Annotated in this window: 17 protein-coding genes; 8 read left to right on the forward strand and 9 right to left on the reverse strand. The window is 63.8% G+C overall.

Going from position 1 to position 19,317, the window contains the following annotated elements:
• Window positions 1-16: 16 nt before the first annotated feature.
• On the reverse strand, window positions 17-1,030 hold the full coding sequence (gene nadA, locus N3J91_10910) for a quinolinate synthase NadA (GenBank protein MCX8156936.1): 1,014 nt from the start codon (window positions 1,028-1,030) through the stop codon (window positions 17-19).
• Between the two features lie 108 nt (window positions 1,031-1,138).
• Between nadA and N3J91_10915 the strand changes: the two genes are divergently transcribed.
• Window positions 1,139-1,699, forward strand: coding sequence for a cob(I)yrinic acid a,c-diamide adenosyltransferase (locus N3J91_10915; GenBank protein MCX8156937.1), 561 nt, complete (start codon window positions 1,139-1,141; stop codon window positions 1,697-1,699).
• A 321-nt stretch (window positions 1,700-2,020) separates the two neighbouring features.
• Here N3J91_10915 and N3J91_10920 read toward each other — a convergent pair whose 3' ends face one another.
• The gene (locus N3J91_10920; protein MCX8156938.1) at window positions 2,021-2,740 is read right to left on the reverse strand and encodes an FAD-binding oxidoreductase; all 720 of its coding nucleotides are present in this window, start codon (window positions 2,738-2,740) and stop codon (window positions 2,021-2,023) included.
• Between the two features lie 73 nt (window positions 2,741-2,813).
• Entirely contained in the window at window positions 2,814-5,015 is a 2,202-nt protein-coding gene (gene glgB / locus N3J91_10925; protein ID MCX8156939.1) for a 1,4-alpha-glucan branching protein GlgB, read from the reverse strand.
• Between the two features lie 306 nt (window positions 5,016-5,321).
• Between glgB and nrdR the strand changes: the two genes are divergently transcribed.
• Both nrdR and N3J91_10935 read left to right on the forward strand, forming a co-directional pair.
• A complete protein-coding gene (gene nrdR / locus N3J91_10930; protein ID MCX8156940.1) occupies window positions 5,322-5,807 on the forward strand; it encodes a transcriptional regulator NrdR in 486 nt (161 codons plus the stop codon).
• Complete coding sequence (locus N3J91_10935) at window positions 5,773-6,321, forward strand: hypothetical protein (GenBank protein ID MCX8156941.1); 549 nt, start codon at window positions 5,773-5,775, stop codon at window positions 6,319-6,321. The genes nrdR and N3J91_10935 overlap by 35 nt, the downstream gene beginning before the upstream one ends.
• A gap of 29 nt (window positions 6,322-6,350) precedes the next feature.
• Here N3J91_10935 and N3J91_10940 read toward each other — a convergent pair whose 3' ends face one another.
• The 3 genes from N3J91_10940 to N3J91_10950 are packed head-to-tail and all read right to left on the reverse strand — an operon-like array spanning window position 6,351 to window position 8,763.
• Window positions 6,351-7,214, reverse strand: coding sequence for a hypothetical protein (locus N3J91_10940; GenBank protein MCX8156942.1), 864 nt, complete (start codon window positions 7,212-7,214; stop codon window positions 6,351-6,353).
• Window positions 7,215-7,216: 2 nt separating this feature from the next.
• Entirely contained in the window at window positions 7,217-7,993 is a 777-nt protein-coding gene (locus N3J91_10945; GenBank protein MCX8156943.1) for an ABC transporter permease, read from the reverse strand.
• Window positions 7,990-8,763: an ABC transporter ATP-binding protein gene (locus tag N3J91_10950; protein ID MCX8156944.1), complete on the reverse strand. Its 774-nt coding sequence runs from the start codon at window positions 8,761-8,763 to the stop codon at window positions 7,990-7,992. The genes N3J91_10945 and N3J91_10950 overlap by 4 nt, the downstream gene beginning before the upstream one ends.
• 185 nt (window positions 8,764-8,948) lie before the next feature.
• Here N3J91_10950 and frr point away from each other — a divergent pair, with 185 nt between their 5' ends.
• The 5 genes from frr (at window position 8,949) to N3J91_10975 (ending at window position 15,485) form a co-directional block, all read left to right on the forward strand.
• Entirely contained in the window at window positions 8,949-9,512 is a 564-nt protein-coding gene (gene frr, locus N3J91_10955; GenBank protein ID MCX8156945.1) for a ribosome recycling factor, read from the forward strand.
• 58 nt (window positions 9,513-9,570) lie between these two features.
• Window positions 9,571-11,097: an ASKHA domain-containing protein gene (locus N3J91_10960; GenBank protein MCX8156946.1), complete on the forward strand. Its 1,527-nt coding sequence runs from the start codon at window positions 9,571-9,573 to the stop codon at window positions 11,095-11,097.
• 153 nt (window positions 11,098-11,250) lie between these two features.
• Window positions 11,251-13,944, forward strand: coding sequence for an ATP-binding cassette domain-containing protein (locus N3J91_10965; protein MCX8156947.1), 2,694 nt, complete (start codon window positions 11,251-11,253; stop codon window positions 13,942-13,944).
• Window positions 13,941-14,408, forward strand: coding sequence for a Uma2 family endonuclease (locus N3J91_10970; GenBank protein MCX8156948.1), 468 nt, complete (start codon window positions 13,941-13,943; stop codon window positions 14,406-14,408). Before N3J91_10965 ends, N3J91_10970 begins: the two co-directional genes overlap by 4 nt.
• A gap of 177 nt (window positions 14,409-14,585) precedes the next feature.
• Window positions 14,586-15,485, forward strand: coding sequence for a PfkB family carbohydrate kinase (locus N3J91_10975; GenBank protein ID MCX8156949.1), 900 nt, complete (start codon window positions 14,586-14,588; stop codon window positions 15,483-15,485).
• Here N3J91_10975 and N3J91_10980 read toward each other — a convergent pair.
• The 3 genes from N3J91_10980 to N3J91_10990 form a co-directional block, all read right to left on the reverse strand.
• Entirely contained in the window at window positions 15,482-16,285 is an 804-nt protein-coding gene (locus N3J91_10980) for an ABC transporter ATP-binding protein (GenBank protein MCX8156950.1), read from the reverse strand. The genes N3J91_10975 and N3J91_10980 overlap by 4 nt on opposite strands.
• A gap of 72 nt (window positions 16,286-16,357) precedes the next feature.
• A complete protein-coding gene (locus N3J91_10985) occupies window positions 16,358-18,238 on the reverse strand; it encodes a hypothetical protein (protein ID MCX8156951.1) in 1,881 nt (626 codons plus the stop codon).
• Between the two features lie 44 nt (window positions 18,239-18,282).
• On the reverse strand, window positions 18,283-19,302 hold the full coding sequence (locus N3J91_10990; protein ID MCX8156952.1) for a squalene/phytoene synthase family protein: 1,020 nt from the start codon (window positions 19,300-19,302) through the stop codon (window positions 18,283-18,285).
• Between the last annotated feature and the right edge of the window lie 15 nt (window positions 19,303-19,317).

Here is a 19,317-nt window from a genome sequence, read left to right on the forward strand (position 1 = left end):
GCGGCGGGAGAACGGGTCAGGGCAATTGCTGGAGGAGGCCGGAGGAGACCTGCAACATGCGCTCGATGGGGAGGCGGGCGCGCTGGAGGATGTCCGGGCTTAGTTCCACCCGCGGCTCGAGCTGGAGCATGCAATCGAGGAGTTTCTCCAGGGTGTTAAGTTTCATGTATTTGCAATTATTGCAGGCGCAACGCTCGGTGGGGGCGGCGACGAAGATTTTATCGGGACATTCCTTCTGCAGGCGATGGATCATGCCCGGCTCGGTGGCCACGATGAGGCAACGGGCCGGGGATTGTTTGCAATAGGCCACCATTTTTTCGGTGGAGCAGACTTCGTCGGCGAGCATGCGGACCGAGCGGGGGCATTCGGGATGGGCCACGATGGGGGCGTCGGGATATTGCTGGCGGATGCGGACGAGGGCGGCGTGGGTCCATTCGACATGCACATAGCAGTTGCCCTTCCAGAGGGTCATGGGGCGGCCGGTTTTTTCCATGACCCAAGCGCCGAGGTTTTCATCGGGGACGAAGAGGAGGTCGCGTTGGGGCGGACAGGCGCGGACGATTTGCTCGGCGTTGCCGCTGGTGCAGATGACATCGCTGAGGGCCTTCACGGCGGCGCTGCAGTTGATGTAGGAGACGGTGTAGAAATTGGGGTTGGTGGCCTGCAGGGCCTGCAATTTGTCCGCGGGGCAGCTTTCCTCCAGGGAGCAGCCGGCCTCGCGGTCGGGCAGAATGACGAGCTTGCCGGGGTTGAGGATTTTGGCGGTCTCGGCCATGAAATGGACGCCGCAGAAGACGATGACCTCGGCGCTGGTGCGGGCGGCCTGTTGGGACAAGCCGAGGGAGTCGCCGACAAAATCGGCGATGTCCTGGATTTCCGGCACCTGGTAATTATGGGCCAGGATGACGGCGTTGAGCCGGCGCTTGAGCGCGAGGATCTCGCGGGACAAGGCATCCAGGCGGGCCGGGGGCGGCGGGGCACAGGTTCGCACGCGCAGTTCCGGCGGCGTGATGGTGATCGCGTCACTCATTACTGGAAGCCTATCCCTCCGGCCGGCGATCGTCAACCGGCCGGGCTGGGGGGTTGGGGCGCGATGAAAGCTTGGCAGGGGGCAAAAACGGGCGCATCTTTGCGGCGCATGAGCGTGGTGACCAAGACCGGCGACGGCGGGCAGACGGGGCTGATGTACAATCGGCGTGTGCCGAAAAACCATCCCCGGGTGGAGGCTTATGGGAGCGTGGATGAGTTGAATGCGGCGCTGGGGCTGGCGCGGGCGAGCGCGACGGAGGAGTATGCGAGGGCGGTGCTGCTGGGGGTGCAGAAGGATTTGGTGACGCTGATGGGGGAGCTGGCCACGCTGCCGGAGGATTTGGAGCGTTACACGCGGGAGGGGTATCCGCGGGTGACGCCCGAATTGACGGCGCGGCTGGAGCAGTGGATCAAGGAGATCGAGGGGGAAAAAATTTCGTTCAAAGGGTGGGCGACGCCGGGGGCCACGGTGCATGCGGCGGCGCTGGATCTGGGGCGGACGGTGTGCCGCCGGGCGGAGCGGCGGGTGTGTGATTTGGTGGAGCAGGGGCAGCTTCAGAACACGGAAATCATCATTTTTCTCAACCGTCTGAGTGATTTGCTGTGGCTGCTGGCGCGGCGGGATGAGACGCGGAGCGGAGGGGGCCGTCCGCCGGTCGGGGGTGGATGAAAAGAACAGCGGGCACTGTGTTTTCAGTGCCCGCTGCAACCCAAACAACCAAACGCCTCCTTTGGACTTGCGTCCAATGCAGGTGCTCCGGTTTGCCGGAGGGTGACTGTTGATGATATGGTGGGACTCACGCAACAGTCTCCACAGCTTTGGACGAAGCGAGGCGGGGGTTTGTTCAACAAAACTGCGAAAATAAATGGGGGACAAGCCGGCCGGGGGGCCGGTGGATGGCCAAGTTGTTGGGGGATGGGAAGTTACAGCGGCTGCAAGCCCGTGGCACGTCGGCGAGACGGGCGCCGCAAGGGGAAGGGCGGCGGTGGTTCAGCCCCATTTTTCCACTTTCATCTGGCGCTTGTCGGCTTTGAGTTCATTGAGGACGAGCGATTTCAGAGCGTCCACCATTTCGTTGGAGCCGCAGGCATAGAAGATGGTATTGGGCAGGTCGGTGATTTGCTCCTGAATCCAGTCGAGGGTGATGCGCCCGCGGCGACCGCTCCAGGAGGGATCGCCCTCGGGCACGCGGGTGCAGGTGACCAGGAAACGGAAGTGAGGGTAAGCGGCGGCGAGGGCTTCAAAGTCCTTTTTGAAGATGATTTCGTCGGGCGTTTTGACGCTGTAGAGGACGGTGATGCGGGTGGTCAGGTGGCGGAGCCAGGCTTCGCGGACGAAACCGCGAAAGGGGGTGACGCCGGAGCCGCCGGCCATGCAGAGGAGGTGTTTATCGGGCTCGTACACCGGGAGGAAAACGCCGGTGGGCGGGAGGACCATGAGGCGGTTGCCGACCTCGGCCCAGTCCACGAGGCGGGTGCCCATTTTGCCCTCGCGCTTGACGGTGACCTCGTAAAAGCCGCGGTCGAGGGCGCAGGAGGAGAGGCTGTATGCCCGTTTGTAGTTGGGTGTATCGGGCCAGTGGAGGGTGATGAACTGGCCCGTTTTGAAGTCCACGTCGTAGCCCTCCGGCCATTTCAAGCGGACGGATTTGACTTCAGGGGTTTCCTGCGTCACGGCCTCGACCACCATTTCGACAGCTTCACGCGCCATAGTTAAGCGGGTAATCTAGCGCAGGTTGTGGCCGCCGCAAAAAAACAGCCGGCGCGGCGGCTGGGGGTGGTGTCTAAACCGGGGGGCTTTTGAACACGACCACGGAGAGCGGGGGCAGCAGGATGGCGGCGGAAAAGGGCTGGTGATGCACGCAATAAGGCTCGGCCTGGACGCCGCCGAGGTTGCCCTGGTTGGAGCCGCCGTAGATGGCGGAGTCGCTGTTCAGGACCTCCTGCCAGAAGCCGGGGCGGGTCAAGCCGACGCGGGAATGGTCGCGGGGCACGGGGGTGAGATTGAGGATCACCAACAACTGGGTGGCGCCGTCAGGGGTTTGGCGCATGAAGGAGAGGACGCTGTGCTCGGCGTCGTTGCAGTCCACCCAGAAGAAACCTTCGCGGTCGTAGTCGCCCTGCCAGAGGGCCGGTTCCTGGCGGTAGAGTTGATTGAGGTCCTGGACGAAGCGCTGGACGCCGCGGTGATAGGGGCCTTCGTCGAGGAGCCACCATTGGAGGCCGCTGTTTTCATTCCATTCGCCGCTCTGGCCGAATTCGCCGCCCATGAAGAGCAATTTTTTGCCGGGGAAGAGCCATTGATAGGCGAGCAAGGCGCGGAGGTTGGCGAAGCGCTGCCAGTCGTCGCCGGGCATGCGCCCGAGGAGGGAGCGTTTGCCATGGACCACTTCATCATGGGAGAGGGGCAGGATGAAGTTTTCGGAGTAGTGGTAAATCATGGCAAACGTGAGGTCGTTGTGGTGGTATTTGCGGTAGATGGGATCGCGTTTGAAGTAGTTGAGCGTGTCGTGCATCCAGCCCATGTTCCACTTGAAGGAGAAGCCGAGGCCGCCGAGGTAATCGGGGCGGGTGACCTGGGGCCAGGCGGTGGACTCCTCGGCGATGGTCACGACGCCGGGATGCTCGGTGTGGACGAGGTGATTGAAGTGCCGCAAGAACTCGACGGCTTCGAGGTTTTCGTTGCCGCCGTAAGGATTGGGCACCCATTCGCCGGGTTTGCGGGAGTAGTCGAGGTAGAGCATGGAGGCGACGGCGTCCACGCGGAGGCCGTCAATGTGGAAGCGGTCACACCAGAAGAGGGCGTTGGCGGCGAGGAAATTGCGGACCTCGTGGCGGCTGTAATTGAAGATGAGCGTGCCCCAGTCGGCATGGGCGCCCTTGCGGGGGTCTTCATGCTCGTAGAGGGCGGTGCCGTCAAAGCGGGCCAGGGCCCATTCGTCGCGCGGGAAATGGGCGGGCACCCAGTCCACCAGTACGCCGATGCCGGCCTCGTGGAGGGCGTTGACGAGGTACTGGAAATCGTCGGGGGTGCCGTAGCGGCTGGTGGGGGCATAAAAACCGGTGACCTGATAGCCCCAGGAGGGATAGTAGGCATGCTCGCTGACGGGCAGAAACTCGACGTGGGTGAAGCCCATCTGGCGCACGTAGTCAATGAGCGGGCCGGCGAGCTCGCGGTAGCCGAAGGATTCGGCGATGCTTTTTTTGCGCCAGGAGCCCAGGTGCACTTCATAGATGCTCATGGGCGACTTGAAGGGATTGGCTTCGCGGCGGTGTTTGAGCCAGGCGTCGTCGGACCAGGCAAAGCGGCGGTTGTTCCAGACGATGGAGGCATTTTTGGGGGCGACTTCGAAGAAGAATCCGTAGGGATCGGCGCGGAGGCGGACGTTGCCGTGGACATCGCGGATTTCAAACTTGTAATGGGCGCCTTCGCCGACGCCGGGGATGAAGATTTCCCAGACGCCGGAAAGGCCCATGAGGCGCATGGGATGAAAGCGGCCGTCCCAGCCGTTAAAATCGCCGACGACGCTGACGCGGGCGGCGTTGGGCGCCCAGACGGCGAAGGATGTGCCGGAGACGCCGTCGAAGGTCTTCAGTTGGGCGCCCAGCTTGTCGTAAATGCGGCGCTCGTTGCCTTGATTGAACAGGTACAGGTCTGCCTCGCCCAAGGAGGGGAGAAAGGAATAGGGATCGCGGGTGATGCGGGTGCGCCCCTGGCGATCGGTGATGAGCAGATCGTAGGCGTACACCTGCCGGGTCTGGGTGGTCAAGCCCTCGAAGATGCCGGCGGGATGAATGAGTTTTAATTCGAATGAGGGTTTGGAGGGTTCGTGCACGGGCCGCAGCTCGACTTTGGCGGCATCCGGGATCATGGCGCGGGCCACCACCCCCAGGCCGTCCCCCAGGGGATGCATCCCCAACAATTGATGCGGATTGGGATGCTGCAGTTGAACCAGACTTAACAGCTCGGCCTCGGTCAGAATCATAGCTTCGGCATTATGCCCCAACCGGCGGGCGGGAGCAGTAAAAAATTGCGTGGATTCCGGCGGAGCGGCGGGGGCAGGCAGGATTCGCGCCAGATACTTATCGGGCTGGAGAGGATTCCGGCAGGGGCTGGGGGGAGTGGGATGTGGGATAAAACAAATGACGGGAGGGGGCCTGGCGCAGAGCCGGGAGGGGCAGCCGAGGGAGGAGCAATGGCGTGGGGAAAATTGAGCATTGACACCGCTAGGGCTTGTGTATTTATTTGGCTTGTGGCACTACCTGTGGGGTTGGTTATTGATGGTTAATTTATGCGTTGCCCCAAGTGCGGTGGTCAAGATGACAAGGTGATTGATTCGCGCAGTTCGCGCGAGGGGGCGACTATTCGCCGGCGGCGTGAATGTCTGAAATGCGGGCATCGTTTTACCACCTACGAGGAGATAGAGCATACGCATTTGATGGTGGTCAAGCGGGATGGGCGGCGGGAGGTGTTGAGCCGGGACAAATTGATGGCCGGGATTCAGAAGGCGTTTGAGAAGCGGCCGATCAGCAACGAACAACTGCATGACATTGGCAGCCGGGTCCTGGACCAGATTGCGGCCGAGTTTGAATCGGAGGTGCCCTCGACGGCGATTGGGGAAAAAGTAATGAATGTGTTGCGCGAGGTGGATGAAGTGGCGTATGTTCGGTATGCCAGCGTGTACCGCCGTTTTCAGGAAGCCACGGACTTTGTGCAGGCGGTGAAGAAATTGGAGATAAAAAATGATACAGCTACACTCCGATTGCCTGGTGTTTGAAGACCACGGCGAAGGACAGCCTGCCCATGTGGAGAAGCTGGCGGCGGAAATATTGGGCGATGTTTTTGGACCCGGGACGCGGGAGCTGGTGCGGCAGGCCACGGCGGCGGTGTTGCATTATTTCAAACACGAGCAAGGACGGGAGACGATCACGCTGGGGGAATTCATCCAGGCGCTGGAGCAGGCGTTGAAGTCCTTTGGGCTGCAATGGACGGCCAAGGGACAACTGAAGATGCGGGCGGCGGAGATGGATTTATTTCGGCTGGCCACGGAGGTTTCGGGCGGCTGCGAGCTGGTGTTTTTCCCGTCACTGCAACAAGAGCTGCGCAAGGCGCTGGGGAAATCGCCGCGATTGTTGCGGCTGCATGGGCTGCGCGCCTGTGTGAAGCATCTGCGCGGCACGCGGCGCTGGACGCCGGATTGCGAGCAACTGAGCGATCAGATTGTGGATTTTCTGCGGCGGCGGCTGGCCGATGAGCCCGCGGTGAAGGTGTGGGCGATGGTGATTTCGTGAGCCGCGGGCTGCGGGCAATAAAGGGAGGGTCAAGGTGGCGGGGCGCCGGATTGCAGGCGTTGGCGCCATTCCTCAATGGCCTGCGGGTAGGGCGAGATCTGCTTGAGCCGCTGCAATAATTCCAGTGCCCGCTGCGTGCGGCCGGTTTCCTCCTCCATTTTGGCCAGGTTGGCGAGGATTTGATTGAGGAGGAAGACATTTGGTTCGGGCTTGGGGGCTTCGCGTTCGTCCCAGCGGCGGAGGGCGGCCTCCCAGAGGTTGCGGGCCTTGTTGGGGTCCTGGTTGATTTCCCGGTGGATTTGGCCCAGCTCGAAAAGGATTTGGGGATCGCCCGGCAGATGGCGCAAGCCTTCGCGCAAGAATTGCTCGGCCTGTTGGGCCTTGCCCATGCGGCGGAGCCAGTAGGCGGTGGCGGCATAGGTCACCGGATTTTCGGGGTCGAGGGTGGCGGCCAGGCGCATCCAGGGGAGGATTTCGCGCTCTTCGCCGTGCCCCTCGTGGCGGTGCTTGCTGTTTTCGCCGAGATGGATGTGCTCTGAGGGATAGAAATGGCGGCCGAAGCGGTCCAGCCAGTTGCGGGGGCGGCCAAGGAAATCGTGCTCGTCGCCCTCGTTCTGGCTGGGGGCGTGGCCGGCGTCCTCGACGAAGTGGGCGGTTTGATAGGCGTTTTGGTTGTCGAAGATGGAGGGATAATAGCCTCCGTGGAAGTAGGCGTCGGCTTTGATGAAGAAGTGATTGGCCAGGAGTTTGCGGGTTTCGCCCAGAAAGACGGCGGTCAGGGAGTCGCTCTGGCGCGGGGTGAGCGAGGCGGCCCAGCCGAGGCGTCCGAGGAGCGTGGCGAGGGTCAAGGCCCCGGCCGCCAGCAGCGCGAGGATGAACGGGGGTCGGATCATGCTCATTGGGTGCGCTTGCGTTGGAACAGCCAGCAGCTCAGGGCGTAGAGCAAGGCCATGTAGAACAGGCCGTAAAGGGTGGCCAGGCCCACGGCCCACCAGGGCGGCGGGGGCCAATGGTGGATCAACAGCTCCCGCAGATCAAAAAACTCGAGGTGGGGGAGCGCGTAGTAAGCGGCGAGCAGAAGGGATTGGAGCGGCTCGGCGGTGGCCAGGGCCAGCTTGTCGAGATACCGTCCGACGCCCAGCAAACCGACGACGACGACGAGGCAGATGGTGGCGTTGGAGGAAGGCGCGGCGAAGACGAGCGAGCCGGCCAGGGCGAGGCCGATCACCACGCCCAACATGATCCAGTGCAGCCAGGCCGCTTGAATGAGGAGGGGCAAGCCGAGGCCATGTTGTTTGGAGTAGGTGAGCAGCATCATGAAAAGATAAAAGACGATGAGGCAGAGGCCGCAGGCGATCCAGGCGCCGGCGAATTTGCCGGCGAGCACCTGGGCGCGAGAAACCGGTTTGGCGAGCAGGGAGAGGATGGTGCGCTGCTCGAATTCGGCGGGGATCTGGCGGGCGGTGGTGGTGACGGCGATGACCAGGCTGGAGAGCATGACGAGCAGATAGTTCAGCTCCACGACGTAGCGGGCGATCTGGCGGTCATCAAAGATGTTAACGGAACCGGCCAGGAGGGTGAGGACGGCGGCGAGGGTAAAGAGCACATAGAAATCCTTGCGCCGGATCAGTTCCAGAATCACTACGCGGGCCATGGCCCAGATGATTTTCATGGGGCAACCTCCTTTGGCTCCGAGAATCCCACCAGATGCAGGAAGACCTGCTCGAGATTCATTTGATACTGGCCGAGCAAATCCTTGACGGCCCCCACCGCGCGCAAGCGGCCCTGGTGGAGGATGGCGACGCGGTCGCAGACCAGCTCGACTTCGCCCAGCTCGTGGGAGGAGAAGAGGACGGTTTTACCCTGGTTTTTGAGGCGCTGGATGATGTCGCGCACTTTCATGCGGCCCAAGGGGTCGAGGCCGCTGGTGGGTTCGTCGAGGATGAGCAGATCGGGGTCATTGATGAGGGCCTGGGCGAGGCCGACGCGCTGCTGCATGCCTTTGGAATAGGTGCGGATGAGGCGCTTGCGGACGTGGTTCAGTTCCACCAGTTGCAACAACTCGTCAATGCGGCGGCGGGCGGTATCGGGCGGGAGTTGGAAGAGGTCGGCATAAAACTGCAGGAGCTCCTCGGCGGTGAGGAACTTGTAGTAGTAGGTCATTTCGGGGAGGTAGCCCAGGCGCTGGCGGGCGATGGGCTGGCGGACATCGGTGCCGAAGAGGCGGGCGGCGCCGCGGGTGGGGGGCAGGAAGCCCAGGAGGACCTGCATGGTGGTGGTTTTGCCGGCGCCGTTGGGGCCGAGGAAGCCAAACACCTCGCCTTGGCGCACCTGGAGGTTGAGGCCATCCACGGCCCGGACGGGTGGGCTGTTGCGCTCGCGGGCGGGGTATTCCACCACCAGGTTTTCCACCTCGATCACCGTCTGGCTCGGTGCGGTCATAAAGTCCCTGAAACACCCAAAAACGTTAATGAACAAGTCAGCGGCGATAATGTAATGAACCGGCTTTGCTTCGTCAACGCGCGGGGTGGATGGGGAGGCGGCAAGGGAGGGCCGGCGGGGGCGGCGAGGGAGAACCGGCGCTTGCCAGCGGGGCGGCTCTTTGGTAGTTGTAGCCTTCAGAACCTATGGCACTCGACGACATCTTATTGGAAGCGGAAGAGAAAATGATCAAGACCGAGGAGGTTTTGCATCGTGAATTTGCGGGGCTGCGGACGGGCAAGGCCTCGCCGGCCCTGGTGGAGAACATCACCGCCGAGGTGTATGGCGGGTCGGTGATGCGGATACGGGAGCTGGCGGGCATCACCTCGCCGGAGCCGCGGATGCTGGTGATCCAGCCGTGGGATGCGAGCACGACGTCGGCGATAGAGAAGGCGATCCAGAAGGCCAACATTGGATTGAATCCGGTGGTGCAAGGCAAGGTCATCCGCCTGGTGTTTCCGGAGCTGAGCGAGGAGCGCCGCAAGGAGCTGGTCAAGGTGGCGCACAAGATGGCGGAAGAATCCCGGATTGCGATCCGGCACATTCGCCGCGACGCGCTGGAGCATATCAAGAAGGAGTCCAAACAAGGCGGGGTCAGTGAGGAGGACGTGGAGCACGCCGAGAAAGATTTGCAGAAGCTGCACGACACTTACATCCAGAAGATTGACCAGCATCTGGCCCACAAAGAAAAAGAGATTATGACCGTCTGAGCGGGGGCCGGAGCCGCCCCGGGATGAGGGGCTGGCGCCGAAGCCGTCCTTGCACCCCATGAAGGTTCATTACCCAGTCGAGTTGCTTCCCTGGGGGCGCAAGGTGGAGGCGGAGGCGGGCGCGGCGCTGGCGGATGTGTTGTTTCCGCTGGGGGTGGAGTTTCCCTGTGGTGGGCGGGGCAAGTGCCGTGGCTGCCGGGTGAAGTTGTTGGAGGGGGAGCTGCGGCCGACGCCGGAGGAGGAGCGTTTGCTGGGATCGGGCAGGCTGGCCGAGGGCTGGCGGCTGAGCTGCCGGCATGCCGTGACCGGCCCCTTGCGGCTGGAGATGGCGCAATGGGAGGCTTCGGTGCTGCAGGATGAGGCGCCATTTCCTTTCGAGCCGCAGGAGGGTTTGGGGATAGCGGTGGATGTGGGCACCACCACGCTGGCGGCGCAACTCATTGACATGGAGAAGGGCCACGTGCTGGCTGTGGCGACGGGGCTGAATCCCCAGGCGCGGCATGGGGCGGACATCATGAGCCGGGTGGAATACGCGCTGCAGCCCGAGGGCGCCAAAAGGCTGACGCGGATGATCCGTGAGAAGATCAGCGACATGCTCACGGATTTAATTATCGAGGCCCATGCGTCTCCCGAGCGGCTGCGGCGGATTGCGCTGGTGGGGAACACGGTGATGCATCATCTTTTTGGCGGGTTGCAGCTTGCGCCGCTGGCCCGCCATCCTTTCGTGCCGGAAAGGGAGGAGACCTTGGTTTTCAGTCCCTTCGAGCTGAGGTGGATGCTGCCAGATCACGTGAGCATTGCGTTTTTACCGTGCCTGGGCGGGTTTGTGGGGAGTGATATTCTGGCGGGCCTGCTGGCCACGGGGCTGCACCGGCAAAGCGGACTGGGGTTGCTGATGGATTTGGGCACCAATGGGGAGATGGTGCTGGGCAACAAGGAGGGATTTCTCTGCGCTTCCACCGCCGCGGGGCCGGCCTTTGAAGGGGCACGCATTTCGTGCGGGATGCGGGCCGACGCGGGCGCGATTTCTGCGGTGGCAGTGAAAAATGGCGGGGTAGAATGTCACACGTTGGGGGGAGGGCCGCCGCGGGGGGTGTGTGGCAGCGGGCTGGTGGACGCAGTGGCAGCGGGGTTGGAATTAAACTGGATTGCGCCGTCAGGACGGTTGACGTGTGGGAGCCTTCTGCCCTTGGCCGCGGGGCTTGGCCTGACGCAACAGGACGTGCGGGAATTGCAACTGGCGAAAGGGGCGATAGCGGCGGGGATTCGGCTGTTGCTGCAGCAACAGGGCGCCGAGCTGAGCGAGTTGGAGAACGTGTGGCTGGCGGGGGCGTTTGGCAATTACATCAGCCGGGCGAGTGCCTATCGCATCGGGTTGCTGCCGCTGCCGCCGGAGAAGGTGACGCCGGCGGGCAATACGGCGCTGCGCGGGGCGAAACTGGCGTTGTTTGAGTGGGAGCGCGTGCTGGAGGGGTATCCTGAGTTGCGGCGGGCAGGCCGGCATATCTCCCTGCATGAGTGTGCGGGCTTCGAGGAGGTGTATGGGGAGGCCATGCTATTTCCGTCGGCAGGCGTGGCCGGCTGAGAAGGCAGGGGTGGCCGTGCTGAGAAAATTGGGGCGAGGAGCCAGGGGGCGGAGTACCTCAGCGCAGGCCGGGGGCGTCCCCTGCCCTGCCGGGCCGCGAGCGGGGACGGAGTTGGACGTTGAGAATCCGGAAAATAGTGGTACTGATAGGGTGTGCGTGGGCGAGAAGACATGGACCATGGCGGGTGCATCTGGATTCAGGGGGCGCGTGAGCATAACCTGAAGAATATTTCGCTGGCCATTCCGCGGGGGCAACTGGTGGTGATCACGGGGGTGAGCGGTTCGGGCAAGAGCACGCTGGCGTTTGATTTGCTGTTTGCGGAGGGCCAGCGGCGCTTTCTGGATTCCATGAACACGTATGCGCGGCAGTTTGTGGAGCAACTGAGCCGGCCGGAGGTGGATTTGATCGCCGGGCTGCCGCCGACGGTGAGCATTGAGCAGCGCAACAGCCGGGGCGGGGGCAAAAGCACGGTGGCCACGGTCACGGAGATTCAACATTTTCTGCGGTTGTTGTTTGCGCGGCTGGGCGTGATTTTTTGTCCCGACTGCCAGGCGCCGGTGCGCCGGCAGAGCGCGGAGGAGGTGTGCCAGCGGGTATGGCGCGAGGTGGCGCGGCAGGGGGAGCTGCTGGTGCTGGCGCCGCTGGTGCGGCATCGGAAGGGGTTTCATTCCGACATTGGGCAGTGGGCGCACCGGCGGGGATACAGCCAGTTGCGGGTGGACGGCAAGCTGATGGAGGTCACGCCGGAATTGCGGCTGGATCGTTATCGGGAGCACACCATTGAGGCGGCGATTGGGCGTCTGGCGAGGCCCCGCGGGCGGACCGCCGGCACCGCGGCGGAGGAGGCCGGGAAAAAACTATTGCTGGAGGCATTGGAGGTGGGGCGAGGGACGCTGATGACGCTGGATGCCAGGCGGCGGCTGGTGGTGTATTCGACGGAGCGGTGCTGCGCCCACTGTGGGCGATCGTTTGAGGCGCTGGATCCGAAGCACTTCAGCTACAATTCGGCGGTGGGGTGGTGTCCCGAATGCCGGGGTTTTGGGGAGATTTTTGAGATGCCGGAGGTGGATCGTGGGGCGCGGGCGGAGGCGATTGAGGAATCGTGGTATGAGTGGATGGAGGGCCGGCGGGAGCTGTGTCCGGCGTGTCACGGGGCGCGGTTGAATCCGGTTGCGCGGGCGGTGCGCCTGCCGACGGATCCGGAGGCCACGGATCGGGAGCTGGCCCGGGCGCCCACGATAGAAACCTTCGGGCGGATGACGATTGCGGAGGCGCAGGAATATTTTGAGAAGCTGGAGTTTGAGGGGGATGCGGCCCGGATTGCGCGAGACATTCTGCCGGAGATACGCGAGCGCCTGCGGTTTTTGCAGGAGGTGGGGCTGGGGTATTTGGAGCTGGGCCGGGGGGTGCCGAGTCTTTCGGGTGGGGAAGCGCAGCGGATCCGGCTGGCGGCGCAGCTTGGCTCAAATCTGACGGGGGTGTTGTACATACTGGATGAGCCGACGATTGGGCTGCATCCGCGGGATAATGACCGATTGTTGCGGGTTTTGGCCCGGCTGAAGGGGCGGGGCAATTCGGTCATTGTGGTGGAGCACGACGACGCCACGATGCGGCAGGCGGATTTCATTGTGGATCTTGGCCCCGGGGCCGGCATCCATGGCGGGCAGGTGGTGGCCACGGGCACGTTGCAGGAATTGCTGCGGCATCCGAATTCGCTCACCGGGCATTGTTTGAGTCATCCGGTGGCGCATCCGAGCCGGGGTCAGCGGCGGCCGGTGGAGTTTCGGGCGGGGCAGTATCTGACCTTGAAGGGGGCCCGGTGGCACAATTTACAAAATCTGACGGTGCGGTTTCCGTGGCAGCGTTTGGTGGTGATCACGGGCATCAGCGGCTCCGGGAAGAGCACGCTGATCCGGGATTGTTTATTGCCGGCGCTGCAGGCGGCGTTGAAGCAACGCGAGCCGGCGAAGGCCTGCGGGCAGATCACGGCCGGTCTGGCGCGGGTGCGGGCGGTGCATGAGGTGGATCAATCGCCGATTGGGCGCACGCCGCGCTCGACGCCGGCGACGTATGTGGGTTTTTTGGATGAGATTCGGGCGTTGTTTGCGCAGACGCCCGAGGCCCGCATGAGGGGTTATGGGCCGGGGCGCTTCAGTTTTAACAGCGCGCAGGGCCGGTGTCCCGAGTGCGAAGGGGCGGGAGTGATCAAACTGGAAATGAGTTTCATGCCGCCGGCGCTGGTCAAATGCAGCCGGTGCCAGGGCTTGCGCTTCAATGCGGAAACGCTGGAGGTCACGTATGGGGGGAAGAACATTGCCGAGGTGCTGGAGCTGAGCGTGGCGGAGGCCCTGGAGTTTTTTGGGGCGGTGCCGCGGGTGCGGCGGGCGCTGGAGGCGCTGCATGACACCGGCCTGGATTACCTCAAACTGGGCCAGACCAGTCCGACGCTGAGCGGCGGGGAGGCTCAGCGGGTCAAGCTGGTGACGCATCTGCTGGGGGGGCTGAGCGCCACGAGGGAGAGTCGTGCCCCGGGCAACAAGACGGCCAAAGGGGATGTGTTTATTCTGGAGGAGCCGACGATTGGATTGCACATGGCCGATGTGCAGCGGCTGGTGGACGTGTTGCACCGGCTGGTGGACGCCGGGCACACAGTGGTGGTGATCGAACACAACCTGGATTTGATTGCGGAGGCCGACTGGATCATTGATTTAGGCCCGGAAGGCGGCAGCGGCGGGGGGCGGATCGTGGTGGAAGGGACGCCGGAAGAAGTGGCCGCCTGTCCTCAATCTTACACCGGCCAATATCTGCGGCCGGTGTTGAATCGCCCAACCCCTGCGCGCCCATGAACTATTACGAAGAAGTGGTGGATGGCGAGACGTTGCTGCGGTATCCGCCGGGTCCCCGCCATGAGCTGATCTGCGAGCGGCTGCATGCGCTGGTGGCCGAGGCGCTGGAGGGTGTGACCACCAGCCGCCTGCTGGAGGTGCGGGCGCCGATTGAGTTGCGGCCGGGGACGATAGTGCGGCCGGACATCACGCTGGTCACGAGCGCGACGGGCAAGGCGTGGCTGATTGCGGAGGTGGTGGATTCGGATGACCATCGGGCGGATACGGTGGTGAAAAAGAATGTGTACGAGGAGGCGCGCCTGCCGCGTTTGTGGATGGTGGATCCGCGGTATGACAATGTGGAAGTGTACCACGGGAGCCCGTATGGCATGGCGCTGCGCCACATTCTGGCGGGGCGGGAGCGGCTGACCGAGGCCCTGCTGCCGAAACTGGGGATCACCATCCGCGACTTGTTTGCGGACTAGGCCGGGATTGAGGCCACGGGGAGAGGCGCGGGCCGTTGGGCCGCTGGTTCAGTTTTTCAGGGAGGAAGCAAAGCCCATGGGGAATGCAACTTGGAGCTGACGGGGCATCCGGAGTGGTAAAAGCTTGCGGCGCGGGCGGGGTGTCTTTTAGTTTTGCTGCGTTAAAAATTGAAAACCATGAGCGTACTCGTTGTCGGCACCACGGCCTTGGATTCCATCAAGACGCCCCGGCGGGAAAATCCGCGGCTGCTGGGCGGCTCGGCCAGTCATGCGGCGGTGGCGGCGAGTTTTGTGGCACCGGTGCGGCTGGTGGGGGTGGTGGGGAGCGACTTTCCCGCGGCCTACTGGCGGCTGTACGAGCGGCATGGCATAGACTTGCAGGGGTTGCAGCGGGCGGAGGGCAAGACCTTTCACTGGTCGGGCGAATACCTGGCGGACATGAATCAGCGGCGCACGTTGAAGACGGAGCTGGGCGTGCTGGAGCAGTTCTCCCCTGCCCTGCCGCCGGCCTACCGGGATTCCCCGTATGTGCTGCTGGCCAACGTTTCGCCCGCCCTGCAACTGGAGGTGCTCGAACAGGTGCGGCGCCCCCGATTCGTGGTGGCGGACACGATGGACTTGTGGTTGAACATTGCGCTGCCGGATTTATTGAAGCTGCTGAAGCGGGTGGACGCGCTGGTGTTGAATGAGAGTGAGGCGCAGATGCTCACCAAAACGGACAACCTGCGGGTGGCGGCGGAGCGGATTCACCGGCTGGGGCCGGCGTGGGTGATCATCAAGAAGGGTTCGCACGGGGCGATGCTGTCGGGGCCGGAGGGGCTGTTTCTGGCCCCGGCGTATCCGCTGCGGAAAGTGGTGGATCCGACGGGGGCCGGGGATTCGTTTGTGGGGGGGCTGGTGGGTTATCTGGCGTCGAGCGAAGGGGGCATCAAACGCAACGTGCGGCGGGCGGTGATGTTTGGGACGGTGGTGGCCAGTTTTTGTTGTGAAGGTTTTGGTTTGCAGCGCACGGATCGTTTGACCCTCGCGGAGATCGAGCAACGGATGGCCGAGCTGGAGCGGATGTGCCGGTTTTAGGCTGTCGCTGACGGGCGTGGTTCTTTGGGTGCCGTATCCTGCGCCGGGGCGGCGCCGGCCTGCCATGGCCAGGAGCGCGGGGTTAAAACGGGCGCCAGGAATTGTGCGACAAAGGGGTTCGCAGGCCGGAGGCAAACTTCCGCGGGGGGGCCGCACTGGAGCAGCCGGCCGGCGTGCATGATGCCGAGCCAGTCAGCCATTTCGAGGGCTTCCTCCTGATCGTGCGTGACCCAGAGGAGCGTGGGGACCCAGGGACGGCAAAGGCGGATCATTTCGCCGCGCAAGGCGCGCCGCTGTGGGGCGTCGAGGCCGGCCAGGGGCTCGTCCAGGAGCAGCAGTTGGGGACGCCGGATCAGCGCCCGGCCCAGGGCGACGCGCTGGCGTTCACCGCCCGAGAGATGTTCCGGCCAGCGTCCCAACAAGCCGGAAAGTCCCAGGAGGTTCACGATTTCGGCCAGGCGGGCGGCGATTTGCGGGGGGGGCGTTTTTCGCAGGACGAGTCCGAGGGTCAGGTTTTCGCGGACGGTCAAATGGGGAAACAGGGCGCCGTTTTGAAAAACCAAGGCCACGGGGCGCCGCTCCGGGGGGAGGCCATGCCAGGTCTGGCCGTCGGCGAGGATGTCCCCGGCATCGGGCTGTTCCAAGCCGGCGATGAGACGGAGGAGGGTGGTTTTGCCACAACCCGACGGGCCGGCGAGGACCATGGTCGTGCCCGCGGGAATGACCAGCGAGAAATTGTCCACGGCCGGCCGGGCGGTGCCGGGGAAATGGCGGGTCAAGCCCTGCAGTTCAAGGCGCATAGAGCGGCGGGGTGATGGCCAATAAAAAACCCGTCAGGCCATCCTGACGGGTTTTGATGAATGGGTTGGGCATTAGTTGCCGCTGAGGATTTGCTGGCGGCGCTGATGATATTCAGCGGGCGTGATTTTGTCGGCTTTATAAAGCTCCAACAATTCAGCCAGGCGCTGCTCCTTGCTCCGGGCGGAGCTGGTGGCGGCGGGGGCGGCGGGGGCTTTGGCCGTGGTTTTTTTCGCCTCGGCGGCTTTGGCGGCAGCCTTGGCCTGGGCCTCGGCTTCCTTGCGGGCCTGCAACTGCAGCTCGGCTTTGCGTTTTTCCTCGGCGCGGAGGCGGGCCTGTTCACGCGCGCGGGCCTCCTCCTGGGCCTTCATTTCGGCGCGGAGGCGGGCCTGTTGTTCGCGGCGAATGCGGGCTTCGGCCTCTTCGCGGGCCTTGGCCTCGGCGCGAAGGCGGGCCTGCTCTTTGGCCTGGGCTTCTTCACGGGCTTTTTGGGCCTTTTTGGCCTCCACCTCCTGTTGCGCCTTCAGGCGGGCGGCCTCTTTTTCCGCCGCGGAAGGTTCGACTTTGACGGGCTTGCTTTCCACCACGGGCGGCTTGGTGGCTTTGGCGGCTTCTTCGCGCGCTTTTTTCTCGGCGGCGGCGCGGGCGGCAGCTTCCTCACGAGCTTTTTTCTCGGCGGCCGCGCGGGCAGCGGCTTCTTCCTTGGCACGTTTTTCCGCCTCCAACTTGGCCTTGCGCTCGGCTTCAGCCTTGGCTTTACGCTCCGCTTCGGCGCGGGCGGCGGCCTCCTGTTCGGCCTTCTTTTGCGCGGCGGCGCGGGCGGCGGCTTCTTCCCTGGCGCGTTTTTCGGCTTCGGCCTTGGCCTTGGCGGCGGCTTTCTGCTGCTCGGCGGCGCGGCGTTTTTCCTCCGCCAGGCGTTTGGAATCATCGGCCGTGCGTTTGGGGGCGGCGGGAGCAGGTTTGACCGCGGGTTTGGCGGCGGGCGCCGGGGCGGCCGGTTTGGCGGCGGGCGGCGGCGGCGGGGGCGCGGCGGTGTCGGTGGTGCGCATGCGTTGCAAGATTTGGAGCTTGGCTTCGGCCTCCTGACGGGCGGCCTGCTCGGCGCGGGCGCGGGCGGCGGCGGCGCCGATTTCGGCGGCACGGCGTGCGGCATCGCGGTTGCGGAGGAGCTCGGCGTTGGCCTCCTCAGGGGTCATGATATTGGCTTTAGGTTTGGTGGTTTTGGCGGCAGTAGTCCGGGTGGTGGCGGTTTTGGAGGTGGTTGTTTTGGCAGGGGCGGCCTTGGCGGTCGAAGGTTGCGTCTTGGGTTTGGTTGCCGCGGCCTGTTGGGCGGTCTTCTTCCGCATCTCCGCCTCCTGTTTGCGGCGGGCGGCCTCTTCTTTCTTGCGCTGTTCTTCGCGCAACTTGGCGGCTTTGGCCTGTTCGGCGGCTTTGCGCTCGGCCTCGGCCTTGGCCAGGCGTTCGGCTTCGGCTTTGGCGCGGGCCTGTTTTTCGGCCTCGGCTTTGGCCTTGGCTTCCATTTCCCGCTTGGCCTTGGCTTCGGCGGCGGCGCGGGCTTTTTCGGCCTCCTGGGCTTTGCGGGCTGCTTCGGCCTGCGCCTTGGCCTGTAATTCGGCCTCACGTTTAATCTCGGCCTGGGCCTTTTTGGAGGCCTCAGCCTGGGCTTTGGCTCCCAGCTCGGCCTTGCGTTTGGCTTCGGCTTGCGCTCTGGCCTCAGCCTTGGCGCGTTCCTCGGCGGCCTTTTTGGCTTTGGCTTCCGCCTCCTTTTGGGCTTTCAACTGTTCAGCCGCGGCGCGCTTGGCCGCCTCCTGAGCTTTTTTCTCGGCGTCGGCCCTGGCTTTGGCCTCGGCGGCAGCCTTGGCCTTGGCGGCTTTTTCCGCGCTGCTGTCCGCCGCTACAGCGAGGGTACAAAAGCCAGCCACCAGCGTCACCGTGAGGATTTGGGTTAGTTTCATAGCTGTATTATTGGGCTTTTTTTACACTCAAAATGCAATACAAATCAAGGCTTTACGAAAAACGAGCTGACCGGCAACTGTTGCCAATGTTTGGGCCACGGATGGCATAATAACATGCGCCAAAGAATGCCCCGCAATTCTTTTCGGGTTACTTTAAGGCGCAAATCGGGGTTGAGTATAGCATTTTCCTGCAGTTTAGCCAGTGTTTTTATGCCCAATAAAATGGGGAGGGCACAGGCCAGGCGTACACGGTGCCAGGCCGTGGGGAGGGCCAGGGTGTAGCGCCAGCCGTCATCCAGCCAGTGGCGCGCGTGGGCGAGCCAGCGTTCATAGACGGGCCGCAAACGCGCTTCGTTGCGCGGGTCCAGCAGGTCGCCTGGCAACAGGCCGGCCTCGCGCAATTCGTCGGCGGGCAGGTAGCAACGTCCCTGGCGCAAGTCGCGGGGCAGGTCGCGGAGGATGTTGACCAGTTGCAGCCCCTGGCCGAAGTTCACGCCCAGGGCCACGTGCTGAGCGATGTCGAGGGAGGGGACGGGGCGCAAATGCGCCCGGCAGAGGCGGGTCCAAAAATCCCCGACGCAGCCGGCCACGCGGAAGGTGTAATCCACCAGCTCGGCGCGGTGGCGCAGGGCCTGGAGCTGGTGGGGGTGGGATGGGCTGCCGAAACGTTGCAGGTCCAGGACTTGACCGCTGGTGATGGTGTCGAGGACCCGGCGGATGAGGGCCTGGTCGTCGGGGTGGGTCTGGGCGAGAAGGGCCAACAAGGATTCGGCGTTTTCCAGCAAGGCCCGCTCGGCAGCATCGGATTGCCGTCCCGCCAGCTCGCCCCAATGCAGGGGGGCTGAGGTCTCGCCCAAGATTCGCGCCCGCAACTGTGCGAGCGCCGCGAGGCGGCGTTCGACGGGCACCAGCTCCGTATCGGCCACGGTGTCGGTGGTGCGAGCGAGGAGATAAGCCAGGGAGAGCTGGGGCCGCACTGCGGCAGGCAACCAGCGCAGGGAAAGATAAAAGGAGCGCGAGGTCTGCTTGAGCAGGGGCCAGGGGATGGAGCCGCGGGCATCCATAGTCACACCACCGCC

It is taken from the genome of Verrucomicrobiia bacterium (genome assembly GCA_026414565.1).
Classification (GTDB): Bacteria; Verrucomicrobiota; Verrucomicrobiia; order Limisphaerales; family Fontisphaeraceae; genus Fontisphaera.